Source organism: Pseudomonas sp. ACN5, assembly GCF_002303975.1.
In the GTDB taxonomy this organism is placed as follows: Bacteria; Pseudomonadota; Gammaproteobacteria; order Pseudomonadales; family Pseudomonadaceae; genus Aquipseudomonas; species Aquipseudomonas laurylsulfatiphila.
The window spans coordinates 121,326-145,345 of record NZ_MRCP01000008.1; the positions used below are offsets into that span (position 1 = coordinate 121,326).

A 24,020-nucleotide genomic window follows, 5' to 3' on the forward strand; every position below is an offset into this window, starting at 1 on the left:
ATTTCGGTAATCGACCAGCCATAGGTCGTGACCATTGCCATGCACCTTCCAGAGAATCCGCATGCAAACTTTTTTTATCGCGCCCACCGATTTTGGTGTGGGTCTGACCTCCATCAGCCTCGGGCTGGTACGCACCCTTGAGCGCGCCGGGCTCAAGGTCGGCTTTTTCAAACCGATTGCCCAGCCGCATCCGGGCGACACGGGCCCGGAACGTTCCACCGAGCTGGTGGCGCGCACCCACGGCTTGAAACCGCCTCAGCCACTGGGCCTGGCGCATGTCGAGCGCATGCTCGGCGACGGCCAGCTCGATGAGTTGCTCGAAGAAATCATCACCCTGTATCAGCAGGCGGCCATCGGCAAGGACGTGCTGATCGTCGAAGGCATGGTGCCGACCCGCAGCGCCAGTTACGCCGCGCGGGTCAACCTGCACCTGGCCAAGAGCCTCGACGCCGAGGTGATCCTGGTTTCGGCACCGGAAAACGAAGTGCTGACCGAGCTCTCCGGTCGCGTCGAACTGCAGGCGCAATTGTTCGGCGGCCCGAAAGACCCGAAAGTCCTCGGCGTGATCCTCAACAAGGTCAAGACCGAGGAAAGCATGGAGGCCTTCGCCACGCGCCTGAAGGAGCATTCGCCATTGCTGCGCAGTGGTGATTTCCGCTTGCTCGGCTGCATTCCGTTCCAGCCGGAACTGAACGCCCCGCGCACCCGCGACGTCGCCGACCTGATGGGCGCGCAAGTGCTCAACGCCGGTGACTATGAAACCCGGCGCATGACCAAAATCATCATTTGCGCCCGCACCATGCGCAACACCGTGGAGTTGCTCAAGCCCGGCGTGCTGGTGGTGACCCCCGGCGATCGCGACGACATCATCCTCGCCGTCAGCCTCGCGGCCTTGAACGGCGTGCCGCTCGCCGGCCTGCTGCTGACCAGCGACACCCTGCCCGACCCGCGCATCATGGACCTGTGCCGCGGCGCCCTGCAGGCCGGGCTGCCGGTGCTGTCGGTGAGTACCGGCTCTTACGACACCGCCAACCTGCTCAATGGCCTGAACAAGGAAATCCCCATCGACGACCGCGAGCGCGCCGAAATCATCACCGATTTCATCGCAGGCCATCTCGATGCCAACTGGTTGCACCAGCGCTGCGGCACACCGCGCGAGATGCGCCTGTCGCCAGCGGTGTTCCGCTATCAATTGATCCAGCGCGCCCAGGCGGCCAACAAGCGCATCGTGCTGCCCGAAGGCAGCGAGCCGCTGACCGTGCAGGCCGCGGCGATCTGCCAGGCCCGAGGCATCGCACGTTGCGTGCTGCTGGCCAAGCCCGAGGACGTGCAGGCCGTCGCCCGCGCCCAGGGCATCGAGTTGCCGCCCGGCCTGGAAATCATCGATCCGGACTTGATCCGCGAACGCTATGTCGAGCCGATGGTCGCGCTGCGCAAAAGCAAAAGCCTCAATGCGCCGATGGCCGAGCAACAACTGGAAGACACCGTGGTGATCGGCACCATGATGCTGGCGCTGGATGAAGTCGACGGGCTCGTATCGGGCGTGATCAACACCACCGCCAACACCATCCGCCCGGCCCTGCAGCTGATTAAAACGGCGCCCGGCTGCACCCTGGTGTCTTCGGTGTTCTTCATGCTGTTCCCCGAAGAAGTGCTGGTCTACGGCGACTGCGTGATGAACCCGCACCCGAGCGCCAGCGAACTGGCCGAGATCGCCCTGCAAAGCGCCGACTCGGCCGCCGCATTTGGCATCACGCCACGGGTGGCGATGATCAGCTACTCCAGCGGCGAATCGGCCAGCGGCGAGGAAGTCGAGAAGGTCCGCGAGGCCACCCTGCTCGCCCACGAACAACAGCACTCGCTGCTGATCGACGGCCCCTTGCAGTACGATGCCGCGGCCAACGAAAGCGTCGCCCGGCAGCTGGCGCCGAACAGCCAGGTGGCCGGTCGTGCCACGGTGTATGTGTTCCCCGATCTCAACACCGGCAACACCACCCACAAAGCCGTGCAGCGCAGCGCCGACTGCGTCAGCCTCGGGCCGATGCTGCAAGGCCTGCGCAAACCGGTGAACGATTTGCCGCGCGGCGCGCAGGTCGACGACATCGTCTACACCATCGCCCTGACCGCGATTCAAGCCGCCAACCGACCTATGGATGTGTAAATGCTGGACTTCCTACCTGCTCCGCTGCGGGGCGTGATCGCCTCGCTGCTATTGGCACTGAACACGATTCTGCTCTGCTCGTTCCTGTTCTGCGTGGCGCTCATCAAGGCATTGCCGTTCGCCCTCACCCAGCGCCTCGCGGGCTGGCTGATGAGCCACACCCACGAAGCCTGGATCAGCCTCAACAAAGGCTGGATGAACCTGGTGCGCCGCACGCGCTGGCACATCAGCGGCCTGCAAGGCCTCGACTATCAGCATTCCTACCTGATCACCAGCAACCACCAGAGCTGGGTCGACATCCTGGTACTGCAATACGTGCTCAACCGACGCATCCAACCGTTGAAGTTCTTTCTCAAGCAGGAGCTGATCTGGGTCCCGGTGATTGGTCTGGCCTGGTGGGCGCTGGGCTTTCCGTTCATGAAGCGCTACTCCAAGGCCTATCTGGAGAAGCACCCGGAGAAAAAAGGCAAGGACCTGGAAACCACCCGCAAGACCTGCGCGAAATTCCGCGACAACCCGGTGGGAATCTTCAACTTCGTCGAAGGCACGCGCTTCACCGAGGGCAAGCATGCCCAGCAGAAATCGCCTTTCAAGTACCTGCTCAAGCCCAAGGCCGGTGGCATTGCCTTTGTGCTGGATGCGATGGGTGAACAGCTCGAGTCGATCGTCAACGTGACCATCCACTACCCGGCCGGGCGTCCTGGTTTCTGGGATTTGTTGTGCGGGAACATTGCGGATGTGGTGGTGCACTTTGAAGAGCTGAATATTCCGCCGCAGTTCATCGGCAAGAACTACGACCAGGATGGCGAGTACCGATTGCAGTTCCAGGGCTGGATCAATCAGATGTGGCAGGACAAGGATGCTCTGCTTGCGCAGATGCACCGCGAGTTCCCTGACCACCGCTGAACCAATGTGGGAGCGGGCTTGCTCGCGAATACGGACTGACATTCAACATAGATGCAGACTGATCCACCACTTTCGCGAGCAAGCCCGCTCCCACAGGGGGTCGACTCGTACATAAAGCTTGCGTCAGAACAGACACAAAAAAGCCCACAGACAATCATTTGCCTGCGGGCTTTTTCTTGCAGCTAAGAGCTTGCCGCTGCTCCTACCTAAACATGATTTCCGATCCGGCCGACCTTTACCTGCAATAAAAAAATGCCAACAAGGCCTAACAAACGGAAGTCCCTCATAACTTGGCCAGTTGTATCTCCAAACTGAGCCCTTGAGCTGAAGATTTATACATTCCTCTTCACCTCGAGTTAAAAACTCGTCAATTAAAAATACCCCACCATCAATCTTATTTATTTTCACAAGCCATCCTTTTCGCTGCAACTCTATTCCAAACACCAGTCAAAAAAATAATATAGATGAAATACAGTGACGAAATAAACATCAAAGAAAGTATAAAATAATTATCAACATTGACTAAAGTGACCCAGCGCAATATATCTTGACGACTTATCAACAAGCCATAATTATCATCATATACTCCCCAAACAAATTTTTTACTTCGATCAGAATCTACCGCCACCCACAGCTTTTGCGGCTTATCAAAGTTCGCGTACACAATATCGCGACTCGAAGCCTCAATGATATATTTATAAGCAGCATCACCAGCCCCAACCCTCAGATACAAAAAAGATGTTGTCTTTGAAGCTTGCGAAAGCCCTCTATATACAAAAGCCTCTTTCATAACTAATTTATCAGGAGCCGGAGGAACATCTATCAACTTACTATAAATATCAATAGAAAAAACAACATACAACAACAAAACGATTGCACAAAAAACGACCTCAAAAACACTAGAAACATAACCAACCGGAACTGGGAAAAATTTATTTCGCACACCTTGATCCTCGAGCGCAAGCTTACTTCTTAAGCCACCACCTACTTCCTTGCAATTGCTTCACTTGATACAAGCTGTGCGAGAACACTTCTACGCTGCTACAAACACTATTCTCATTTACAAAACAATTAAACTTCACAACTTCCGACTTTTTTGTAGTCCATTTCCGATCAAGGATTCTGGCTATTCCTTCTGACGTTAGATTTTCAGAGGTCTCCTGATTCTGGAACCTGCTGTGTGGATGCGTGAAAGACGCGCTGGTGCGTTTTCAGCAGCTGAACATTCCACCGCAGTTCATCGGCAAGAACTACGACCAGGATGGTGAGTACCGATTGCAGTTCCAGGGCTGGATCAATCAGATGTGGCAGGACAAGGATGCGTTGCTGGAACAGATGCATCGGGAGTATCCGGCAAAGTCTTGAGGTGCCTGTACTGGCCTCTTCGCTGGCAAGCCAGCTCCCACAGGGACCGTGTCGTTCACAAAATTTTCGAACGCCCTCAAAACTGTGGGAGCTGGCTTGCCAGCGATGGCGATTTCAAGGCACAAAAAAACCCGCCGATGATCACTCATCGGCGGGTTTTTCATTTCCGGCTAGCGCTTAAATTGCACCACGCTCGCGCAGCAGCCCCAGCACTTGCTTGACGCCTTCCTCCAGCGACACGGACTGGGTGTCGATCACCAGGTCGGCATCCAGCGGCACGTCGTACGGGAAGGACTCACCCGGGATGTTATCCCCGGCCGCCGCGTACAGGCCCTGTGGATCACGCTCGGCGCAGACGGTCGGCGAAGCCTGGACGTAGACCGTCAGCAGACGTTCCTTGCCAATCAGTTCCCGGGCCTGTTCACGACCTTCGGCACTCGGCGCAACGAATGCCGCCAGGGTCAGCAGACCGGCTTCGTTGAACTGACGCGCAACGTGCGCGGCACGACGCCAGTTTTCGGTACGACCGGCGCGATCCTGTGGCAGACCTTTGTTCAGGTCGTGACGCAGGTTCTGGCCATCGAGTACGTACACCGCACGACCAAGGTCGAACAGCTTGCGTTCAACCGCATACGCCAGGGTGCTCTTGCCCGCGCCCGACAAGCCGCTGAACAACACGGTGGCCGGTTGCTGGCCGAAGCGCTGGGCGCGCTCTTCGGTGGCGACGTGGGCCAGCTTGCCGTGGTGGGTGCTGGTGCCATGGGCCAACGGCTGGGCGACGATCATGCCCGCGCCGACGGTGCCGTTGGTCAAGCGGTCGATGATGATGAAGGCGCCGGTGGTGCGGTTGCTGTCGTAACCATCGAGGGCAATCGGCGCGTCGAGCGCGATCTTGACCTTGCCGATTTCGTTCAACTGCAACGCGCTGGCCGGACCTTCTTCCAGGGTGTTCACGTCGACCTTGTTGACGATGCTGGCGATGGAGCCCGGCACGTAACTGGTGGCGCGCTTGATGTCGTATTTCTTGCCCGGCAGCATCGGCTCTTCAGCCATCCACACCAGCATGGCTTCGAAGCTGTCGGTCACCGGCGGCACGTTGTCGGCGTGAACCAACAGGTCGCCACGGGAGATGTCGATTTCGTCTTCCATGGTCAGCGTGACTGCCTGACCTGGACCGGCGTGTTCCAGTTCACCTTCGAAGGTGACGATGGACTTCACGCGGCTGCTCTTGCCCGACGGCAGCACCACGACTTCGTCGCCTTTCTTGACGATGCCGCTGGCCAGCGTACCGGCGAAGCCACGGAAGTTCAGGTTCGGACGGTTGACGTACTGCACCGGGAAACGCAGGTCGGTGAAGTTGCGATCGCCCGCCACTTCCACGGTCTCGAGGATCTCCATCAGCGACTGGCCGGTGTACCACGGCGAGCGCTCGGACTTGTTCACCACGTTGTCGCCCTTCAATGCCGACATCGGCACGAAGTGCATGCTGGTGGGCTTCATCTTCAGGCCTTCGGCGAACTGCAGGTAGTCGGCCTTGATCGACTCGAACACGCCTTGGTCGAAGTCCTTGAGGTCCATCTTGTTGATGGCCACGACGATGTGCTTGATGCCCAGCAACGAGGCGATGAAGCTGTGGCGACGGGTCTGGGTCTGCACGCCGTAGCGGGCGTCGACCAGGATGATCGCCAGGTCACAGGTGGACGCACCGGTGGCCATGTTGCGGGTGTACTGCTCATGGCCGGGGGTGTCGGCGATGATGAATTTGCGCTTGGCGGTGGAGAAATAGCGGTACGCGACATCGATGGTGATGCCTTGTTCACGCTCGGCCTGCAGGCCGTCTACCAGCAACGCCAGGTCGATGTCTTCGCCGGTGGTGCCGACTTTTTTCGAGTCGCGGGTGATCGCTTCCAGGTGATCTTCGTAGATCATCTTGGAGTCGTGCAGCAGGCGCCCGATCAGGGTGCTCTTGCCGTCGTCGACGTTACCGCAGGTCAAAAAGCGCAGCAGCTCTTTACGTTCGTGCTGGCCCAAGTAGGCGAGGATGTCCTCGCTGATCAAATCAGATTGGTGGCTCATTGCATTCAAGCTCCAAGCTGTAAGCTTCAAGCGGCAAGCTTGTCGGCGTACAGCTAGTCAGAAATTTTGTCGATCAACCCGCACAGCATTTTTGAAAGCTCGCGAGTTTCCATAATCCAATTTTCAGCCAGCGGGTCTGCGATGTAAGCAATGTCTCGAGCGATGATGATCTGCGTGCGTAGCTCCGCATTGGAGGCCTTTGCAATCCAGAGAAATCGAACTTTTTCTCTGTTGCTTCGCCGCTCCATGCCTTCAGCAATATTGGAAGGCACCGAAAGTGCGGAGCGGGTAATTTGATCTTTGAAACCAAAATCCCCACTTCGTGCAAACTCTTTATAGATACTCACTGCCAAACACTTGCTTCGCTGCCAAACGACCAGCTTCTCGAAGTCCATTACGAGTCACTCGATTCTGGCTCGCAGCAACCGGCTGCAAGCACCAAACTGCGAAGTTACGCATACCGCCTTTAACTTGCAGCTTGCCGCTTGTAACTCGAAGCTTAAAAGTACCCTTGCCGTTTTTTGTCTTCCATCGAGCCTGCGCCATCGTGGTCGATGACACGGCCCTGGCGCTCGGAAGTTCGCGTCAGGAGCATTTCCTGAATGATGTCCGTGAGGCTTTCGGCCTCGGACTCCACCGCGCCCGTCAACGGGTAGCAACCAAGGGTACGGAAACGCACTTTCTTTTTGACGATACGCGCTTTGTCTTCATCGCTCAGGTGCTCGAGGATGCGCTCGTCGTCGATCATGATCAGCGTGCCGTTCTTCTCGATGACTTCACGCTCGGCGGCGAAGTACAGCGGAACGATCGGGATGCCTTCAAGGTAGATGTACTGCCAGATGTCCAGTTCGGTCCAGTTCGACAGCGGGAAGACGCGGATCGACTCGCCCTTGTTGACCTTGCCGTTGTAGACGTTCCACAGCTCGGGACGCTGGTTCTTCGGATCCCAGCGGTGCTTGCTGTCGCGGAACGAGTACACGCGCTCCTTGGCGCGGGATTTCTCTTCATCGCGACGGGCGCCGCCGAACGCCGCGTCGAAACCATGCTTGTCGAGTGCCTGCTTCAGGCCCTCGGTCTTCATGATGTCGGTGTGCTTGGCGCTGCCGTGGGTGAACGGATTGATGTTCTGCGCCACGCCGTCCGGGTTGACGTGGGTGATCAGGTCGAGGCCCAGCTCCGCGACCATCTTGTCACGGAAGGCGTACATCTCCTGGAATTTCCAGCGAGTGTCGACGTGCATCACCGGAAACGGCAGCTTGCCCGGGAAGAACGCCTTGCGTGCCAGATGCAGCATCACGGCGGAGTCTTTACCGATGGAGTACAGCATCACCGGGTTGTCGAACTCGGCGGCCACCTCGCGGATGATGTGGATGCTTTCCGCCTCCAGCTGTTTCAGATGCGTCAGTTTGTCGACCATGGCTACTCACGAAAGCTTTCTTATGAACGGCCAGCGGGCCGTGTTCGAGCGGGGATCCTAGCACAGCGACCTCTTCTAATCAGGACGCCAACTAGATCGAAAGAGCATATGAATATGCCCCGCTGTTTGGGCGCATCGCCCCCCCCTGTAGGAGCGAGCTTGCTCGCGATGAACCTGAGACCACCGCGGGGTGTCAGGCTTCCAGCGTTATCGTTGACGACCATCGCGAGCAAGCTCGCTCCTACAGGGGGTCCCGGATTCAGATCGGATTGGGGCAATCGATGAAGATGTGCTCCAGCGCAAAGCGCCGCGCCAGATAATCCCCCAGCGCCTGAACGCCGTAGCGCTCGGTCGCATGGTGACCGGCGGCGATGAAGCTGATGTCGTTTTCCCGTGCACTGTGGAAGGTCTGCTCGGAAGCCTCGCCGCTGAGGTACAAGTCGACGCCGGCCGCAATGGCCTGATCGATGTATCCCTGGCCGCCACCGGTGCACCAGCCGACGCGGCGGATCATGGCGCTGCCTTCGATCAACAGTGGCTCACGACCCATGACTTCCTGCACGCGGCGGGCGAAATCCCGGGGCATCATCGGTTCATTCAACGAGCCGACCAAACCGACTATCTTCAGGTTATCCGGGTCCAGCGGACCTTCGACGGTGATGTCGAGCTGCCGCGCGAGCTGCACGTTATTGCCGACGTCCGGGTGCAGATCCAGCGGCAGGTGATAGGCCAAGAGGCTGATATCGTGCTTGAGCAGGGTCTTCAAGCGGCGCTGCTTCATCCCGGTGACACATGGGTTTTCGCCCTTCCAGAAATAGCCGTGGTGCACCAGCACCAGATCGGCATTGGCCTCTACCGCGGCATCCAGCAACGCCTGGCTGGCAGTGACGCCACTGACAATGCGCATCACTTGCGGACGGCCTTCGACTTGCAAGCCATTGGGGCAGTAATCGGCGATTTTGGCGCTGTTGAGGTAACGGTCGGCTTCTTCGACCAGGGTGCTCAGGGCGACGGCCATGAAAGACTCCTAAATATCCCGTTCAGAGGCGCGTGCGGCCTCGTATAATGCGCGTCATTATGAGCGGTCTCTTACCGCCTGCAACTCTCTCAGGAACAGCTTAATGCTCAAGGCGCTGCGTTTTTCCGGCTGGCCGCTGTTGGCCGGCGTGCTTGTCGCTCTTTTGATAATCCAGCGTTACCCGCAGTGGGTCGGGCTCCCGAGCCTCGACGTCAATCTGCAACAAGCGCCGCAAACCACCAGCATGCAACAGGGCCCGGTGTCTTACGCCGACGCGGTCACCACTGCGGCGCCGTCGGTGGTGAACCTGTACACCACCAAAGTCATCAACAAACCCAACCATCCGTTGTTCGAAGATCCGCAGTTCCGCCGTTTCTTCGGCGATAACTCGCCCAAGCAGAAACGCATGGAATCTAGCCTCGGTTCCGGCGTGATCATGAGCCCGGAAGGCTACATCCTGACCAACAACCACGTGACCAGCGGCGCCGACCAGATCGTCGTGGCGCTCAAGGACGGCCGCGAAACCCTGGCCCGGGTGATCGGCAGCGACCCGGAGACTGACCTCGCGGTGCTGAAAATCGACCTGAAAAACCTGCCGTCGATCACCGTCGGGCGCTCAGACAACCTCCGCATCGGCGACGTGGCGCTGGCCATCGGCAACCCGTTCGGCGTCGGCCAGACCGTGACCATGGGCATCATCAGTGCCACCGGGCGCAATCAACTGGGTCTGAACAACTACGAAGACTTCATCCAGACCGATGCCGCGATCAACCCCGGCAACTCGGGCGGTGCACTGGTGGACGCCATTGGCAACCTGACCGGCATCAACACGGCGATCTTCTCCAAGTCCGGCGGCTCCCAGGGCATCGGTTTCGCGATCCCGGTAAAGCTGGCGATGGAAGTGATGAAGTCGATCATCGAGCACGGCCAGGTGATTCGTGGCTGGCTGGGTATCGAAGTGCAACCGTTGACCCAGGAACTGGCCGAATCCTTCGGCTTGTCCGGGCGTCCGGGCATTGTCGTGGCGGGGATTTTCCGCGATGGTCCGGCACAGAAGGCCGGCCTGCAACTGGGTGACGTGATTCTTGCCATCGATGGCGAACCGGCCGGGGACGGCCGTCGCTCGATGAATCAGGTGGCGCGGATCAAGCCGACCGACAAGGTCACGATCCAGGTGATGCGCAACGGCAAGGAACTCAAGCTGACCGCGGAAATCGGTTTGCGTCCGCCGCCGGCACCGGTCAAAGAGAAAGAAGAAGAGTAAGCGGCCCCCAAAAACCAATGTGGGAGCGGGCTTGCTCGCGAAGGCGGTGTGTCAGTCGACGCAGAAGTTAACTGACACACCGCCTTCGCGAGCAAGCCCGCTCCCACAGGGTTGGCGGCGGTTTAGAGGTCGCCCAGGCCGTCGATCAGCGCCTGGTTCTGCTCTGGCGTGCCGATGGAGATCCGCAGGAACTGGGCAATCCGCTCCTGCTTGAAGTGCCGGACGATCACGCCCTGCTCACGCAACTTCGCCGCCAACCCCGCCGCATCGTGCCGGGGGTGGCGGGCGAAAATGAAGTTCGCTGCTGACGGCAGCACTTCAAATCCCTTGGCCTGTAATTGCCCAACGACCTTCTCGCGATTCTCGATCACCAACCGGCAGGTCTTGTCGAAATACTCGCGATCCTCGAACGCGGCAGCGGCGCCGACATTCGCCATGCGATCCAGCGGATAGGAGTTGAAGCTGTTCTTGATCCGCTCCAGCGCCTCGATCAGGTCCGGATGCCCCACCGCCAGGCCAACCCGCAGACCGGCCAGGGAGCGGGACTTGGACAGTGTCTGGGTCACCAGCAGGTTGGGATAACGATCGACCAGAGTGATTGCCGTCTCGCCGCCGAAGTCGATGTAGGCCTCGTCCACCACGACCACCGAATCCGGGCTGGCCTTGAGAATCTGCTCCACCGCTTCCAGCGCCAGCAGGCAGCCGGTCGGTGCGTTCGGGTTGGGGAAGATGATCCCGCCGTTCGGCCTGGCGTAGTCCGCCGGGTTGATCCGGAATTGCTCGTCCAGCGGCACCGCGTCGAAGTTGATGCCATACAGTCCGCAGTAGACCGGATAGAAGCTGTAGCTGATGTCCGGGAACAGCAGCGGCTGATCGTGCTGCAGCAAACCGTGGAAGATGTGCGCCAGGACTTCGTCGGAACCGTTGCCGAGGAACACCTGATTGCCTTGCACGCCGTAGTACCTGGCGACCGCGTTTTTCAGCAGGTCGCTGTTCGGGTCCGGGTACAGGCGCAGGTTGTCGTTCAGTTCGGTCTGCATCGCGGCCAAGGCCTTGGGCGATGGACCGTACGGGTTTTCGTTGGTGTTGAGCTTCACCAGCTTTGCCAGTTTCGGCTGCTCGCCCGGCACGTATGGCACCAGGTTCTTGACGAACGGGCTCCAGAATCTACTCATCTTCATTTCACCTGCTTGTCGTCAACGATGCGGTATTCGGCGCTACGCGCGTGCGCGGTCAGCGACTCGCCACGGGCCAGCACGGATGCGGTCTTGCCCAGTTCCGATGCGCCCTGCTCGGAACAGAAGATGATCGACGAGCGTTTCTGGAAGTCGTACACACCCAGCGGCGAAGAGAACCGTGCAGTGCCGGAGGTCGGCAACACGTGGTTCGGGCCTGCGCAGTAGTCGCCCAGGGCCTCGGAGGTGTGACGGCCCATGAAGATCGCGCCGGCGTGGCGGATCTGTGGCAGCCAGGCTTGCGGATCGGCAACGGACAACTCGAGGTGCTCCGGCGCGATGCGGTTGGCCACTTCGATGGCCTGTTCCATGTCGCGAACCTTGATCAGTGCACCACGGCCATTGATCGAAGTTTCGATGATTGCGGCACGCTCCATGGTCGGCATCAACTTGGCGATGCTGGCGGCGACCTTGTCGAGGAACCCGGCGTCGGGGCTGACCAGAATGGCCTGGGCGTCTTCGTCGTGCTCGGCCTGGGAGAACAGGTCCATGGCGATCCAGTCCGGATCGGTCTGGCCGTCGCACACCACGAGGATTTCCGAAGGGCCGGCGATCATGTCGATGCCGACCTGGCCAAACACGTGGCGCTTGGCGGTAGCCACATAGATGTTGCCCGGGCCGACGACCTTGTCGACCTTCGGCACGCTTTCGGTGCCGTAAGCCAGCGCCGCAACAGCCTGGGCGCCGCCGATGGTGAACACGCGGTCGACACCGGCGATGCAGGCTGCAGCCAGCACAAGCTCGTTGATTTCACCGCGCGGGGTCGGTACGACCATGACCACTTCGGTAACACCCGCCACCTTGGCCGGAATCGCGTTCATCAACACTGACGACGGGTACGACGCCTTGCCGCCCGGCACGTACAGACCGGCACGATCCAGCGGCGTGACTTTCTGGCCCAGTACGGTGCCGTCCGCCTCGGTGTAACTCCAGGAGTCCTGCTTCTGCTTCTCGTGGTAGCTGCGCACGCGGGCTGCGGCGACTTCCAGTGCTTCGCGCTGGGCCACGGAGATGCGGGTCAGTGCCAACTCCAGACGCTCGCGCGGCAGGATCAGGTCGGCCATGGACTTCACGTCCAGGCCGTCGAACTGACGGGTGAAGTCCACCAGCGCCGCGTCACCGCGTTCGCGCACGGCCTTGATGATGTCCAGCACCCGCTGATTGACCGAGTCGTCAGACACACTTTCCCAGCTCAGCAGATGATCCAGATGATGCGCGAAATCCGGGTCAGCAGCGTTGAGTCGGCGAATTGCAGTCAGTGCGGTCATAGCGAGAGCCTCATAGGAATGGCAAAAAACTCAGGCGCCCGAAGCTAACATTCGATCCGCTTGGGCACCTGAGAATTCTGGCTATGAGGCGGATAGACGGCGCGCCTTGCGGTCGCGCAGGTGAATCAGCCGCGGTGTCGAGACTCCACTGCCTTGCGCAGGGTGTCGATCAACGCCTGGATACGGGCGTGCTGCATTTTCATCGAAGCCTTGTTGACGATCAGGCGGGAGCTGATGGCCGCGATGAAATCCTGTGGCTCCAGGCCGTTGGCCCGTAGCGTGTTACCTGTGTCGACCACGTCGATGATCTTGTCCGCCAGACCGATCAGCGGCGCCAGTTCCATCGAACCGTAGAGCTTGATGATATCGACCTGACGACCCTGTTCGGCGTAGTAGCGCTTGGCAACATTGACGAACTTGGTGGCGATGCGCAGACGGCCCTTGGGCTCGACTGCACCGACTTTACCGGCGGTCATCAGCTTGCACTGGGCAATTTGCAGGTCCAGCGGCTCGTACAGGCCCTGGCCGCCGTATTCCATCAGCACATCTTTACCGGCGACGCCGAGGTCGGCAGCACCATGTTCGACATAGGTCGGCACATCGGTGGCACGCACGATCAGCAGACGGACATCGTCCTGGGTCGTGGGGATGATCAGCTTGCGGCTCTTGTCCGGATTCTCGGTCGGCACGATGCCCGCTTCAGCCAGAAGCGGCAAGGTATCGTCAAGGATGCGGCCCTTGGACAGTGCGATGGTCAACATGGGAAACGTCAGTCCTTATCAAGGTACTCATGCCCGGTCGCAAATGGCGCCGGACACACATCGAGCCGAAAACGGCTCGACTTCAACAAATCAACGGGCATGTCCTTATGCCCTTGCAGCAGTACTAGCCCGGAACGCGACGGATCTTGGCGCCCAGCATCTGCAGTTTTTCCTCGATGCACTCGTAGCCACGGTCTATGTGGTAGATGCGGTCGATCAGGGTGTCGCCCTCGGCGACCAGGGCCGAGATCACCAGGCTGGCCGAAGCACGCAGGTCAGTCGCCATCACTGGCGCGCCCTTGAGTTTCTCGGTGCCGGTGACGATCGCGGTGTTGCCCTCGACCTGGATCTTGGCGCCCATGCGGTGCAGTTCGTAGACGTGCATGAAGCGATTTTCGAAGATCGTCTCGATCACAGCACCCGTGCCTTCGGCGATGGCGTTGAGGGAGATGAACTGCGCTTGCATGTCGGTCGGGAACGCCGGGTACGGAGCGGTCCGCACGTTGACGGCTTTCGGACGCTTGCCGTGCATGTTCAGCTCGATCCAGTCTTCGCCGCAGGTGATTTCTGCACCGGACTCCCGGAGTTTTTCCAGAACGGCTTCGAGGATGGTCGGATCCGTGTCCTTGACCTTCACGCGACCACCGGTCACAGCCGCCGCCACCAGATAGGTGCCGGTTTCGATACGGTCGGGCATCACCTTGTAAGTGGTGGTGTGCAGACGCTCGACGCCATCGATGGTGATGGTGTCGGTGCCGGCGCCGGAAACCTTGGCGCCCATGGCGTTCAGGAAGTTCGCCAGGTCGACCACTTCCGGTTCGCGCGCGGCGTTGGCCAGAACGCTACGACCCTTGGCCAGTGCAGCGGCCATCATGATGTTTTCGGTACCGGTCACACTGACGGTATCGAAGAAGAAGTGCGCACCGCGCAAGCCGCCCTCAGGCGCCTTGGCCTTGATGTAGCCGCCTTCGACGTCGATGACCGCGCCCATGGCTTCCAGGCCACGGATGTGCAGGTCAACCGGACGCGAACCGATGGCGCAACCGCCAGGCAGCGCGACTTCGGCTTCGCCGAAACGGGCAACCATCGGGCCCAGTACCAGGATCGACGCACGCATGGTTTTAACCAGTTCGTACGGTGCGACCAGGGTCTTGATGGTGCGCGGGTCGATTTCGACGGCGAGTTTTTCGTCGATCACCGGCTCGATCCCCATACGACCGAACAGTTCGATCATGGTGGTGATGTCGTGCAGGTGCGGCAGGTTGGCAACGGTCACCGGACCATCACACAGCAGCGTGGCAGCAAGGATCGGCAGGGCAGAGTTCTTTGCCCCGGAGATGCGGATTTCGCCGTCAAGACGAGCACCGCCAGTAATAATCAATTTATCCATAAGAATCTCGACGCCCTTGGGCTCAGGTGCGCTCGGCCCAGGCCGCGCTGCTGAAAAATTTCATTGTGACCGCATGGATGCTGCCATCGGTGATCCATGGGTTCAAATGGGCATAGATCTGCTGCTGACGCTTCACCGGGCTCAACGCCGCCAGTTCATCGCTAATCACATTCAGCTGGAAATTGCAGCCTTCGCCCTCGACTTCTACCAACGTTCCGGGCAGCTTTCCTTCAAGGAAGCTCTTCACTTCTACGGCCTGCATGCTCAACCTCAATCGGCGCCCTGTGCGCGCGGGTCGGACATCATACAAAAAAGCCCCGCGCCTGCGAACCCCGCGAAGCAGGACTCTGACGGGGGGCTTCTTTATAGATGCGGTTAGGGATGCGCCAACAGCTCGGTCAGCTCGCTGACCTGAGCGATTTCACGCATGTCTTCCGGCATTCCACGGATGCTCAACGCCTTGCCGGCCGCCTGAGCATCGCGGATGAAGCACAACAACAATGACAAACCGACACTGCTGGACTTGGTCACCGCCGAACAATCGACCACCAGCGCCGCAGCCTTGCTGGCGTTGATCAGCGCCTTACCTTGCTCACGCAGGCCTGGGCCGCTGCGGTAATCCAGCACGCCACTGAGTCGCAGCTCACCCGCTTCGTCCATCTGGACTGCCGACTCACTCATTGGGCTGACTGCTCTGGCTTCTTGTCGGTGGCTTCCTTGGCCTTGGCGACTTCCCCGGCCCAACTATTGATGGTCTTGTCCAGGTCGTTGCCATTGCGCTGCATTGCATCGGCGAACTGATCGCGGAACAGCTTGCCGATGTTGATGCCGTTGATGATGACGTTACGCAGTTTCCACTCGCCGTTGATCTTTTCCAGCGTGTAGGACACTGGATAGATCGAGCCGCTGCTGCCTTTGACAGTCATGCCAACGCTGGTACGGTCGCCCGATTCGTCCTTGGCCGGTTCAACGGTGATGCCCTGGTTGTTGTACTCCAGCAAGGCATTGCCATAGAACTGGAACAGGCCCCTCTTGAAGTTTTCTTCGAAGGTCTTCATCTGCGCAGGCGTAGCTTTACGCGAGTACTTGACCGTCATGATGCTCTTGGAAATACCCTCGGCATCCACGACCGGTCCGACGATGGTGTTCAGCGCCGCATAAAAGTCTTGCGGATCCTTCTTGTACTTCTCTTTGTTTGCCGCCAGGTCCGCGAGCATACGGTTGGTTGTGTCCTGCACCAGATCGTGCGCCGAAGGTGCCGCTACGGCGTGGGACACCAACGGAAACACCGCGAGCATTACCAACAGGCCACGTCGCAAGGTAGAGATCATTTAACAGTTCCTCATTTAGCTTCTTTGCTAACGGTATTGAGCAGGAATTTACCGATCAGGTCCTCGAGCACCAGCGATGACTGCGTGTCATGGATGGTTCCACCATCCTTGAGCAGGGTGTCTTCCCCGCCCACGCTGATACCGATGTACTTCTCGCCCAACAGTCCTGCGGTCAGGATAGACGCAGTGGAGTCCGCCGGCAGATTATCGATGCGTTTCTCCAGCTGCATGGTCACCCGACCGGTAAAGCTGTCGCGATCCAGATCGATGGCCGTGACCTTGCCGATGGTCACACCGGCCATGGTCACCTTTGCTCTGACAGTCAAACCGGCGATATTGTCGAAGTAGGCGTAAAGTTTATACGTGTCGGTGCTCGGAGTCGGGGACAGGCCACTGACCCGCAACGCCAACAAGAGCAAAGCCAGGATGCCAGCCAGCAAGAAAAGGCCGACACCGATTTCCAGGGTGCGGTTTTGCATCAGAAATCTCCAAACATCAAGGCGGTCAGAATAAAGTCCAGGCCGAGCACTGCCAACGAGGCATAGACAACGGTCTTGGTAGTGGCACGACTGATCCCCTCGGAAGTGGGTTCGCAGTCATAGCCTTGGAATACGGCGATCCAGGTCACGACAAAGGCAAAGACGATACTTTTGATGATCCCGTTGAGCACATCTTCAGTGAACGTCACGCTGTTCTGCATGTTCGACCAGTAGGAACCTTCATAGACCCCCAGCCAGTCGACAGCGACCCACGAGCCGCCCCAGATGCCCACCACGCTGAAAATCATCGCCAGCACCGGCAGGGAAATGAAGCCGGCCCACAAACGTGGTGCGATGATGTACTTGAGCGGGTCAACCCCGATCATTTCCAGGCTGGACAACTGCTCGGTGGACTTCATGTTGCCGATTTCCGCGGTCAACGCCGAACCTGCGCGCCCGGCGAACAGCAAGGCGGTCACCACCGGCCCCAGCTCTCTCAGCAGCGTCAGTGCAACCATCTGCCCGACAGCCTGCTCCGAACCGTAGCTGGAAAGGATGTTGAAGCCCTGCAGCGCCAGCACCATACCGATGAACACCCCGGAGACCACGATGATCACCAGGGACATCACGCCCACCGAATGCAGCTGCTTGACCAGCAGCCCGAAGCCGCCACCGATACCACCGCGGCCAAGCAAGGCATGAAACAGGAACAAGGCCGAACGCCCGAACACCGCCAGCACATCGATGCCGGCCTGACCGAAGCGGCGAACGCGCTCTATCAATGAAATTCTGCGCATCAGCGCTTCCCCAGAATATCTGCGCGGTAATCCGTCGCTGGAAAGTGGTACGGAACCGGGCCATCGGGTTCGCCGGTCATGAACTGACGAATGCGCGGTTCATCCGAGTTCATCAATTCGTCCGGGGTCCCCTGCCCCAACACCTGACCATCGCCCACCACATAAATGTAATCGGCAATACTCGCGGTCTCGGCCAGGTCGTGGGAAACCACGATGCTGGTGATGCCCAGCGCATCGTTGAGCAAGCGAATCAGACGCACCAGAACGCCCATGGCGATGGGGTCCTGGCCGACAAAGGGTTCGTCGTACATGAGAATCTGTGGATCGAGCGCAATCGCCCGGGCCAGCGCGACCCGGCGCTTCATGCCGCCGGAAAGCTCGTCGGGCATCAATTCGATGGCACCGCGCAAACCCACGGCCTGCAATTTAAGCAGGACGATGTCGCGGATCATTTCTTCCGGCAGTTGCGTGTGAACCCGCAGCGGAAACGCGACATTCTCGAAGACATCGAGGTCGGTAAACAGCGCGCCACTCTGAAACAGCACACCCATATGCTTGCGCGCATCGAACAGGTCGCTGCGCGACAGTTTCGGCAGGTTCTGACCGTTGACCCATACTTCGCCCCTGGTAGGCCGCAACTGGGCCCCCATCAGACGCAAAAGCGTGGTCTTGCCGCACCCGGAAGGCCCCATGATGCCGGTGACCTTGCCTCGCGGGATACGGATATCGACATTATTGAAAATGCTGCGCGTTCCGCGCTTGAAGGACAGTCCCTTCAGCTCGACCGCGTAGGCGTTATCGGCACTCATCTAAACTCCTTGCGATGCAGCCTCTCACTCGGACGCCTGGCTTTCAGACGAAAGCACATGCCTCCCTGCAGGCCGAACTGGCGGCGAACTATATCACTGCAAAGGCTGCACGCCCAAGACCAAAGCCGAGTCATGTGCAACTGCAGGAGTGGTTCAAAGCCCCGTCTAGAGGGTTTCCGGTAGCAAGGAATGACAATGCGCGACGAACTTGCGTGAGGGATTCGATCATAACCGCTATAATCGCCGCCTTTTCATCAGGCTATACGATTTCTGACATGAGCCAATCCAGCGACCTGATTCAATCAGCACAACGCACCATCCGCCTCGAAGTAGAAGCCGTGCAAGGCCTGCTACCCCATATCGACGCAGATTTCGTACGCGCTTGCGAGATGATTCTGGCCAGCAAAGGCCGCGTGGTCGTGGTCGGCATGGGCAAGTCGGGGCACGTCGGCAACAAGATCGCCGCAACCCTGGCCAGCACCGGCACCACGGCATTTTTTGTGCACCCGGCGGAAGCCAGCCATGGTGACATGGGCATGATTACCCGCGACGACATCATTCTGGCGCTCTCGAATTCCGGCTCCACCAATGAAATCGTCACCCTGCTGCCACTGATCAAGCGCCTGGGCATACAGTTGATCAGCGTGACCGGCAACCCTGATTCGCCGCTGGCCAAGGCCGCCGAGGTCAACCTGAATGTTCACGTCGAACACGAAGCCTGCCCGCTGAACCTGGCACCCACCTCGTCGACCACCGCCGCCCTGGTCATGGGCGACGCCCTGGCGGTCGCGCTGCTGGAAGCCCGTGGCTTCACCGCCGAAGACTTCGCCTTTTCCCATCCCGGCGGCGCCCTGGGCCGACGCCTGCTGCTGAAAGTGGAAAATGTCATGCACGCCGGCCAGGAACTGCCGCAGGTCCGGCGCGGCACCCTGCTCAAGGATGCCTTGATGGAAATGACCCGCAAGGGCCTGGGCATGACCGTCATCCTCGAGGCCGACGGCAAGCTGGCCGGAATCTTCACCGATGGTGATTTGCGCCGCACACTGGACCGCAGCATCGACATCCACAGCGCTATCATCGACCAGGTCATGACGGCCCATGGCAAGACCGCCCGCGCCGAAATGCTGGCCGCCGAAGCGCTGAAAATCATGGAAGACCATAAAATCAACGCGCTGGTCGTGGTCGACAGCGAGGACCGCCCGGTCGGCGCCTTGAACATGCACGATTTGCTGCGTGCAGGAGTAATGTAATGAGTGCGGACCTGCTGCAACGCGGCAAACAGATCAAACTGGCGGTGTTCGATGTCGACGGTGTGCTGACCGATGGACGCCTGTATTTCCTCGAAGACGGCAGCGAATTCAAGACATTCAACACGCTCGACGGCCAGGGCATCAAGATGCTGATGGCCGCCGGGGTGCAAACCGCGATCATCAGTGGCCGCAAGACCCCGGTGGTCGAGCGGCGAGCCAAAAATCTCGGCATCCCGCACCTGTATCAGGGCCGCGAAGACAAACTGGTGGTACTCGACGAACTGCTGGCCCAACTGAATTTGAGCTACGAACAGGTGGCCTACCTCGGCGACGACCTGCCGGACCTGCCGGTGATTCGCCGCGTCGGCCTGGGCATGGCGGTGGCCAATGCCGCCGGTTTCGTGCGCGAACATGCTCACGGCATCACCCTCGCCCGTGGCGGCGAAGGTGCCGCTCGCGAGTTCTGCGAATTGATCCTGCGCGCCCAGGACCGCCTCGATGCGGCCAATGCGGCGTACCTGTGAGCCCGATATGCTGAGCAAAAAGTTTCGCAACACCCTGATATTCAGTTGCATCGCGGCGATATTCGTCGCGGTTGGCTACTGGAACATCAGCCCGGAACGCTTCCTCGACAAGCCGGTAACGCCGGTCGATGAAAGCGCGATCGACTATTACGCCATCAACGCCCACAGCGTGCAGTACCTGCCGGACGGCAAGCTGCAATATGATCTGGTGTCCGACAAGGTCGAGCACCTGAAGGCGACCGAGGTGACACTGCTGACCAACCCCGACCTGAACGTGTTCCGCGGCACTGAGTACCCGTGGCACGTCCAGAGCCTGCGCGGCGAGGTCAACCCTGACGGCACACAGGTCGAGCTGATCGATGACGTGCGCATCACGCGCTTCGATGAGAAAAACCGCAAGACCCTGATCACCAGCACCCGCATGACCGTGTTCCCGCAGCAGCAATATGCGCAGACCGAGCAAGACGTTAGAATCGACGGCGCTGGCGGTGTATCGACTGGCAAGGGAATGAAAGCGTATTTGAAAGAAAGCAGGATACACCTGCTATCGAACGTAAGAGGACAGTATGAGGCTCGTTAAAACCCTCCCGATTTTGCTCAGTCTGGGCGCAGCACTGGGAAGCGTGAGTGCCTGGGCTCTGCCGAACGATCAAGAGCAGCCTATCCGCATTCAAGCCGACGACGCCCAACTGGACGACAAGCAAGGTATTGCCACCTATAAGGGTGACGTGATCATCACCCAAGGTTCGATGAAGGTGACAGGCAACACCGTTACCATCACCCGCACCCCGACTGGCGACATTGACGTAGTGACCTCGGTGGGCAACCTGGCGTACTTCGAGCAACTGCAAACGGCTGGCGATACCAAGCCTGTTCAGGGTTGGGGCGTGACGATCCAGTATCACGCCACGCAAAATCGCGTCGTGTTGATCGACAAGGCCAAGGTTGTCGACAAGGACAACAACGTCACCCAAGGCGAGAAAATCGTCTACGACACCGAGAAAAAGCTGGCCAGCGCCGGGCGCGCCACCGGCAGCAAGGTGACCGAGTCGCGTCCGCGCATCGACATGGTGATCCAGCCGAAGAAGAAAACCGACGAGAATAAGGCCCAGTAATGGCAACTCTGAAAGCTCAGCATCTGGCCAAGAGCTACAAGAGCCGCCAGGTCGTGCGTGATGTCAGCCTGTCCATCGACAGCGGTCAGATCGTCGGCCTGCTTGGCCCGAACGGCGCCGGCAAGACCACCTGCTTCTACATGATCGTGGGCCTGGTGCAAGCCGACCAGGGCCGCGTTCTGATCGATGACCTGGACGTCAGCCACCAGCCGATGCACGGCCGTGCAAAAGCCGGTATCGGCTATTTGCCGCAAGAAGCATCGATCTTCCGCAAACTGTCGGTGGCCGACAACATCATGGCCATCCTCGAGACCCGCAAGGAGCTCGACAAGGCCGGTCGTCGCAAGGAGCTGGAAAGCCTGCTGCAGGAGTTCCACATCAGCCACATCCGCGACAACCTCGGCATGAGTCTGTCCGGTGGTGAGCGCCGCCGCGTGGAAATCGCCCGCGCCCTGGCCACCAACCCGAAATTCATCCTCCTCGATGAACCGTTCGCCGGCGTGGACCCGATTTCGGTCGGCGACATCAAACAGATCATTTACCACCTCAAGGCCAAAGGCATTGGCGTGCTGATCACGGACCACAACGTTCGTGAAACCCTGGATATCTGTGAAACCGCCTATATCGTCAATGACGGCCAACTGATTGCCGAAGGTGACGCAGAGACTATCCTGGCCAACGACCTGGTGAAGGAAGTGTACCTGGGCCATGAGTTCCGCCTGTAAACGCTGAGCTGTGCCCAGGCAGGCGCCCGGGCACCGGTCTCGCGATGCTTCGGTGCCCGATGCGAACCTGCGCGTTCAGCCCCCAACATGGGCAGCACCGCAACACAAATTTATAGTTTTTTATTGTTACAGCGCTCTAGGCAAATCCTTCAGTTTCAGGCATATAATTTGCTTATGTTTGGCGCCCCGGCGCCCTGTAGTGGATGGCGCATGTGCGCCGGCGAATAAGGTGTTAAGCCCCTGCCATGAAACCATCGCTAGTCTTGAGAATGGGCCAGCAGCTGACGATGACACCTCAGCTGCAACAGGCCATCCGCCTGCTCCAATTGTCGACCCTGGACCTGCAACAGGAAATCCAGGAGGCCCTGGAGTCCAATCCGATGCTCGAACGCCAGGAAGAAGGCGACGACTTCGACAATTCCGACCCCTTGGCCGACAACGCCGAACAAAAGCCCAACACCGATATCCAGGAACCCTCCTACCAGGAAAGCGCCCCGACGGTTGACAACCTCGATGAGGGTGACTGGAACGAGCGCATCCCCAATGAACTCCCCGTCGACACCGCGTGGGAAGACGTTTACCAGACCAGCGCCAGCAGCCTGCCCAGCAATGACGATGACGAGTGGGACTTCACCACCCGCACCTCGGCCGGTGAAAGCCTGCAAAGCCACTTGCTGTGGCAGCTGAACCTGGCTCCGATGTCCGACACCGATCGCCTGATCGCCGTGACCCTGATCGACTGCATCAACAATCAGGGCTACCTGGACGAAACCCTCGAGGAAATCCTCGAAGCCTTCGATCCGGAACTGGACATCGAACTGGACGAAATCGAAGCCGTCCTGCACCGCATCCAGCAATTCGAGCCGGCCGGCATCGGCGCACGCAATCTGGGCGAATGCCTGCTGCTGCAATTGCGCCAGTTGCCCGCCAAGACCCCTTGGCTGGCCGAAGCCAAGCGCCTTGTCACCGATTACATCGACCTGCTGGGCAGCCGCGACTACAGCCAGCTGATGCGTCGCATGAAGCTCAAGGAAGATGAGCTGCGCCAGGTCATAGAGCTGGTCCAGAGCCTCAACCCGCGCCCTGGCTCGCAAATCGAGTCCACCGAAGCCGAGTACGTCGTTCCTGACGTCATCGTACGCAAGGACAACGAGCGCTGGCTGGTAGAGCTGAATCAGGAGTCGGTGCCACGGCTGCGGGTCAACGCCCAGTACGCCGGTTTTGTGCGCCGTGCCGATACCAGCGCCGACAACACGTTCATGCGCAATCAGTTGCAGGAGGCCCGCTGGTTCATCAAGAGCCTGCAGAGCCGCAATGAAACCCTGATGAAGGTTGCCACCCAGATCGTGGAGCATCAGCGCGGGTTCCTTGAATATGGCGACGAAGCCATGAAGCCGCTGGTCCTGCATGACATCGCCGAAGCGGTCGGCATGCATGAGTCGACGATTTCACGGGTAACGACCCAGAAGTTCATGCACACCCCCCGGGGCATTTATGAACTGAAATACTTTTTTTCCAGTCACGTAAGCACCTCCGAAGGCGGCGAATGCTCGTCCACGGCGATCCGGGCGATCATCAAAAAGCTGGTTGCCGCGGAAAATCAGAAAAAGCCGTTGAGTGACAGCAAGATCGCTGGTTTACTGGAGGCACAAGGCATTCAGGTGGCTCGCCGCACCGTCGCCAAGTACCGCGAATCCCTCGGGATCGCGCCTTCGAGCGAACGCAAGCGGTTGATGTAGAGCCACGCCACAGCGTTCCAGTGGTAGATCATCTGATCTACCGCTTTATGCACTGGCAACGAAGGAGAAGCTGTATGCAAGTCAACATCAGTGGACACCAACTGGAAGTGACCGAACCTCTTCGCACCTACATCGGCGAAAAACTCGAACGATTGGAGCGACATTTCGACAAGATCACTAACGTGCAGGTCACGATGACCGTCGAGAAGCTGAAGCAGAAAATCGAAGCCACGCTGCATATTCCCGGGAATGAAGTGGTCGCCAATGCGGAACATACCGATATGTACGCTGCGATCGATGCACTCACCGACAAGCTGGATAAACAACTCAAAAAGCATAAGGAAAAGACCCAGAGCCTCCTTCAGGGCGCAACCGGTCGTTAACACTCCC

25 protein-coding genes and 1 pseudogene are annotated in these 24,020 nt (G+C 59.2%); 11 read left to right on the forward strand and 15 right to left on the reverse strand.

The window, feature by feature from the left end; translation table 11 throughout:
- Positions 1-61: 61 nt before the first annotated feature.
- Together pta and BSF40_RS16560 are read left to right on the forward strand one after the other, a co-directional pair.
- The gene (gene pta / locus BSF40_RS16555) at positions 62-2,161 is read left to right on the forward strand and encodes a phosphate acetyltransferase (RefSeq protein ID WP_007970292.1); all 2,100 of its coding nucleotides are present in this window, start codon (positions 62-64) and stop codon (positions 2,159-2,161) included.
- Positions 2,162-3,067, forward strand: a complete 906-nt coding sequence (locus BSF40_RS16560) for an acyltransferase (protein ID WP_095965878.1) — start codon at positions 2,162-2,164, stop codon at positions 3,065-3,067.
- A 394-nt stretch (positions 3,068-3,461) separates the two neighbouring features.
- On the opposite strand, the gene BSF40_RS31985 is transcribed toward BSF40_RS16560, so the two are convergent.
- Positions 3,462-4,010, reverse strand: a complete 549-nt coding sequence (locus BSF40_RS31985; protein WP_141249751.1) for a hypothetical protein — start codon at positions 4,008-4,010, stop codon at positions 3,462-3,464.
- A gap of 221 nt (positions 4,011-4,231) precedes the next feature.
- Between BSF40_RS31985 and BSF40_RS16570 the strand changes: the two are divergent.
- Positions 4,232-4,432: pseudogene (locus BSF40_RS16570) on the forward strand (acyltransferase); the annotation flags it as partial.
- A 177-nt stretch (positions 4,433-4,609) separates the two neighbouring features.
- On the opposite strand, the gene cysN reads toward BSF40_RS16570, so the two are convergent.
- The 4 genes from cysN to BSF40_RS16595 all read right to left on the reverse strand — a co-directional run bounded on the left by cysN (position 4,610) and on the right by BSF40_RS16595 (position 8,943).
- Positions 4,610-6,508, reverse strand: coding sequence for a sulfate adenylyltransferase subunit CysN (gene cysN / locus BSF40_RS16575; protein ID WP_095965880.1), 1,899 nt, complete (start codon positions 6,506-6,508; stop codon positions 4,610-4,612).
- A 53-nt stretch (positions 6,509-6,561) separates the two neighbouring features.
- Positions 6,562-6,903: a four helix bundle protein gene (locus tag BSF40_RS16580; protein WP_095965881.1), complete on the reverse strand. Its 342-nt coding sequence runs from the start codon at positions 6,901-6,903 to the stop codon at positions 6,562-6,564.
- Between the two features lie 104 nt (positions 6,904-7,007).
- Positions 7,008-7,925: a sulfate adenylyltransferase subunit CysD gene (cysD, locus tag BSF40_RS16585; RefSeq protein WP_007970286.1), complete on the reverse strand. Its 918-nt coding sequence runs from the start codon at positions 7,923-7,925 to the stop codon at positions 7,008-7,010.
- A 259-nt stretch (positions 7,926-8,184) separates the two neighbouring features.
- Positions 8,185-8,943 (reverse strand): Nif3-like dinuclear metal center hexameric protein, encoded by a 759-nt coding sequence (locus tag BSF40_RS16595; RefSeq protein WP_095965883.1) that lies wholly within the window; start codon positions 8,941-8,943, stop codon positions 8,185-8,187.
- Between the two features lie 103 nt (positions 8,944-9,046).
- Between BSF40_RS16595 and algW the strand changes: the two genes are divergently transcribed.
- The gene (gene algW / locus BSF40_RS16600; RefSeq protein WP_095965884.1) at positions 9,047-10,207 is read left to right on the forward strand and encodes a Do family serine endopeptidase AlgW; all 1,161 of its coding nucleotides are present in this window, start codon (positions 9,047-9,049) and stop codon (positions 10,205-10,207) included.
- A 122-nt stretch (positions 10,208-10,329) separates the two neighbouring features.
- On the opposite strand, the gene hisC is transcribed toward algW, so the two are convergent.
- The 10 genes from hisC to BSF40_RS16650 all read right to left on the reverse strand — a co-directional run bounded on the left by hisC (position 10,330) and on the right by BSF40_RS16650 (position 18,277).
- Complete coding sequence (gene hisC, locus BSF40_RS16605) at positions 10,330-11,382, reverse strand: histidinol-phosphate transaminase (protein ID WP_095965885.1); 1,053 nt, start codon at positions 11,380-11,382, stop codon at positions 10,330-10,332.
- A 2-nt stretch (positions 11,383-11,384) separates the two neighbouring features.
- Entirely contained in the window at positions 11,385-12,710 is a 1,326-nt protein-coding gene (gene hisD, locus BSF40_RS16610) for a histidinol dehydrogenase (RefSeq protein ID WP_007970280.1), read from the reverse strand.
- Between the two features lie 125 nt (positions 12,711-12,835).
- Positions 12,836-13,471, reverse strand: coding sequence for an ATP phosphoribosyltransferase (gene hisG, locus BSF40_RS16615; protein WP_007970278.1), 636 nt, complete (start codon positions 13,469-13,471; stop codon positions 12,836-12,838).
- Between the two features lie 124 nt (positions 13,472-13,595).
- Positions 13,596-14,861 carry a UDP-N-acetylglucosamine 1-carboxyvinyltransferase gene (gene murA / locus BSF40_RS16620; RefSeq protein WP_007970276.1) on the reverse strand — a complete coding sequence of 422 codons (1,266 nt, stop codon included), beginning with the start codon at positions 14,859-14,861 and terminating at the stop codon, positions 13,596-13,598.
- Between the two features lie 22 nt (positions 14,862-14,883).
- Complete coding sequence (locus BSF40_RS16625) at positions 14,884-15,123, reverse strand: BolA family protein (protein ID WP_007912386.1); 240 nt, start codon at positions 15,121-15,123, stop codon at positions 14,884-14,886.
- Positions 15,124-15,236: 113 nt separating this feature from the next.
- A complete protein-coding gene (locus BSF40_RS16630; protein ID WP_095965886.1) occupies positions 15,237-15,542 on the reverse strand; it encodes a lipid asymmetry maintenance protein MlaB in 306 nt (101 codons plus the stop codon).
- Positions 15,539-16,192, reverse strand: a complete 654-nt coding sequence (locus BSF40_RS16635; RefSeq protein WP_095965887.1) for a phospholipid-binding protein MlaC — start codon at positions 16,190-16,192, stop codon at positions 15,539-15,541. The genes BSF40_RS16630 and BSF40_RS16635 overlap by 4 nt, the downstream gene beginning before the upstream one ends.
- An 11-nt stretch (positions 16,193-16,203) precedes the next feature.
- Positions 16,204-16,671: an outer membrane lipid asymmetry maintenance protein MlaD gene (gene mlaD, locus BSF40_RS16640; protein WP_007970271.1), complete on the reverse strand. Its 468-nt coding sequence runs from the start codon at positions 16,669-16,671 to the stop codon at positions 16,204-16,206.
- On the reverse strand, positions 16,671-17,468 hold the full coding sequence (gene mlaE / locus BSF40_RS16645) for a lipid asymmetry maintenance ABC transporter permease subunit MlaE (RefSeq protein ID WP_095965888.1): 798 nt from the start codon (positions 17,466-17,468) through the stop codon (positions 16,671-16,673). Before mlaE ends, mlaD begins: the two co-directional genes overlap by 1 nt.
- Positions 17,468-18,277, reverse strand: coding sequence for an ATP-binding cassette domain-containing protein (locus BSF40_RS16650; protein WP_095965889.1), 810 nt, complete (start codon positions 18,275-18,277; stop codon positions 17,468-17,470). Before BSF40_RS16650 ends, mlaE begins: the two co-directional genes overlap by 1 nt.
- 275 nt (positions 18,278-18,552) lie before the next feature.
- Here BSF40_RS16650 and BSF40_RS16655 point away from each other — a divergent pair, with 275 nt between their 5' ends.
- From BSF40_RS16655 to hpf, 7 genes are all read left to right on the forward strand, one after another.
- A complete protein-coding gene (locus BSF40_RS16655) occupies positions 18,553-19,527 on the forward strand; it encodes a KpsF/GutQ family sugar-phosphate isomerase (RefSeq protein ID WP_095965890.1) in 975 nt (324 codons plus the stop codon).
- Positions 19,527-20,051 (forward strand): HAD family hydrolase, encoded by a 525-nt coding sequence (locus tag BSF40_RS16660; RefSeq protein ID WP_008046159.1) that lies wholly within the window; start codon positions 19,527-19,529, stop codon positions 20,049-20,051. The genes BSF40_RS16655 and BSF40_RS16660 overlap by 1 nt, the downstream gene beginning before the upstream one ends.
- A gap of 7 nt (positions 20,052-20,058) precedes the next feature.
- Complete coding sequence (gene lptC, locus BSF40_RS16665; protein WP_095965891.1) at positions 20,059-20,631, forward strand: LPS export ABC transporter periplasmic protein LptC; 573 nt, start codon at positions 20,059-20,061, stop codon at positions 20,629-20,631.
- Positions 20,618-21,166 carry a lipopolysaccharide transport periplasmic protein LptA gene (lptA, locus tag BSF40_RS16670; RefSeq protein WP_095965892.1) on the forward strand — a complete coding sequence of 183 codons (549 nt, stop codon included), beginning with the start codon at positions 20,618-20,620 and terminating at the stop codon, positions 21,164-21,166. The genes lptC and lptA overlap by 14 nt, the downstream gene beginning before the upstream one ends.
- Positions 21,166-21,891 carry an LPS export ABC transporter ATP-binding protein gene (lptB, locus tag BSF40_RS16675; protein WP_007970262.1) on the forward strand — a complete coding sequence of 242 codons (726 nt, stop codon included), beginning with the start codon at positions 21,166-21,168 and terminating at the stop codon, positions 21,889-21,891. Before lptA ends, lptB begins: the two co-directional genes overlap by 1 nt.
- 245 nt (positions 21,892-22,136) lie before the next feature.
- The gene (locus BSF40_RS16680; protein ID WP_015093497.1) at positions 22,137-23,630 is read left to right on the forward strand and encodes an RNA polymerase factor sigma-54; all 1,494 of its coding nucleotides are present in this window, start codon (positions 22,137-22,139) and stop codon (positions 23,628-23,630) included.
- A gap of 74 nt (positions 23,631-23,704) precedes the next feature.
- Positions 23,705-24,013, forward strand: coding sequence for a ribosome hibernation-promoting factor, HPF/YfiA family (gene hpf, locus BSF40_RS16685; protein ID WP_007941242.1), 309 nt, complete (start codon positions 23,705-23,707; stop codon positions 24,011-24,013).
- Positions 24,014-24,020 lie beyond the last annotated feature (7 nt).

Excerpts from the sequence above, each read along its gene's own strand:
- BSF40_RS16635 (WP_095965887.1), bottom strand. The coding sequence starts at position 16,192 with ATGATCTCTACCTTGCGACGTGGCCTGTTGGTAATGCTCGCGGTGTTT.
- BSF40_RS16655 (WP_095965890.1), top strand. The coding sequence starts at position 18,553 with ATGAGCCAATCCAGCGACCTGATTCAATCAGCACAACGCACCATCCGC.
- BSF40_RS16560 (WP_095965878.1), top strand. The coding sequence starts at position 2,162 with ATGCTGGACTTCCTACCTGCTCCGCTGCGGGGCGTGATCGCCTCGCTG.
- BSF40_RS16580 (WP_095965881.1), bottom strand. The coding sequence starts at position 6,903 with ATGGACTTCGAGAAGCTGGTCGTTTGGCAGCGAAGCAAGTGTTTGGCA.
- algW (WP_095965884.1), top strand. The coding sequence starts at position 9,047 with ATGCTCAAGGCGCTGCGTTTTTCCGGCTGGCCGCTGTTGGCCGGCGTG.
- hisG (WP_007970278.1), bottom strand. The coding sequence starts at position 13,471 with ATGTTGACCATCGCACTGTCCAAGGGCCGCATCCTTGACGATACCTTG.
- mlaD (WP_007970271.1), bottom strand. The coding sequence starts at position 16,671 with ATGCAAAACCGCACCCTGGAAATCGGTGTCGGCCTTTTCTTGCTGGCT.
- BSF40_RS16680 (WP_015093497.1), top strand. The coding sequence starts at position 22,137 with ATGAAACCATCGCTAGTCTTGAGAATGGGCCAGCAGCTGACGATGACA.
- BSF40_RS16630 (WP_095965886.1), bottom strand. The coding sequence starts at position 15,542 with ATGAGTGAGTCGGCAGTCCAGATGGACGAAGCGGGTGAGCTGCGACTC.
- hisD (WP_007970280.1), bottom strand. The coding sequence starts at position 12,710 with ATGACCGCACTGACTGCAATTCGCCGACTCAACGCTGCTGACCCGGAT.
- lptC (WP_095965891.1), top strand. The coding sequence starts at position 20,059 with ATGCTGAGCAAAAAGTTTCGCAACACCCTGATATTCAGTTGCATCGCG.
- BSF40_RS16650 (WP_095965889.1), bottom strand. The coding sequence starts at position 18,277 with ATGAGTGCCGATAACGCCTACGCGGTCGAGCTGAAGGGACTGTCCTTC.
- BSF40_RS16660 (WP_008046159.1), top strand. The coding sequence starts at position 19,527 with ATGAGTGCGGACCTGCTGCAACGCGGCAAACAGATCAAACTGGCGGTG.
- BSF40_RS16595 (WP_095965883.1), bottom strand. The coding sequence starts at position 8,943 with ATGGCCGTCGCCCTGAGCACCCTGGTCGAAGAAGCCGACCGTTACCTC.
- cysD (WP_007970286.1), bottom strand. The coding sequence starts at position 7,925 with ATGGTCGACAAACTGACGCATCTGAAACAGCTGGAGGCGGAAAGCATC.
- murA (WP_007970276.1), bottom strand. The coding sequence starts at position 14,861 with ATGGATAAATTGATTATTACTGGCGGTGCTCGTCTTGACGGCGAAATC.
- mlaE (WP_095965888.1), bottom strand. The coding sequence starts at position 17,468 with ATGCGCAGAATTTCATTGATAGAGCGCGTTCGCCGCTTCGGTCAGGCC.
- cysN (WP_095965880.1), bottom strand. The coding sequence starts at position 6,508 with ATGAGCCACCAATCTGATTTGATCAGCGAGGACATCCTCGCCTACTTG.
- lptA (WP_095965892.1), top strand. The coding sequence starts at position 20,618 with ATGAGGCTCGTTAAAACCCTCCCGATTTTGCTCAGTCTGGGCGCAGCA.
- hpf (WP_007941242.1), top strand. The coding sequence starts at position 23,705 with ATGCAAGTCAACATCAGTGGACACCAACTGGAAGTGACCGAACCTCTT.
- lptB (WP_007970262.1), top strand. The coding sequence starts at position 21,166 with ATGGCAACTCTGAAAGCTCAGCATCTGGCCAAGAGCTACAAGAGCCGC.
- hisC (WP_095965885.1), bottom strand. The coding sequence starts at position 11,382 with ATGAGTAGATTCTGGAGCCCGTTCGTCAAGAACCTGGTGCCATACGTG.
- pta (WP_007970292.1), top strand. The coding sequence starts at position 62 with ATGCAAACTTTTTTTATCGCGCCCACCGATTTTGGTGTGGGTCTGACC.
- BSF40_RS16625 (WP_007912386.1), bottom strand. The coding sequence starts at position 15,123 with ATGCAGGCCGTAGAAGTGAAGAGCTTCCTTGAAGGAAAGCTGCCCGGA.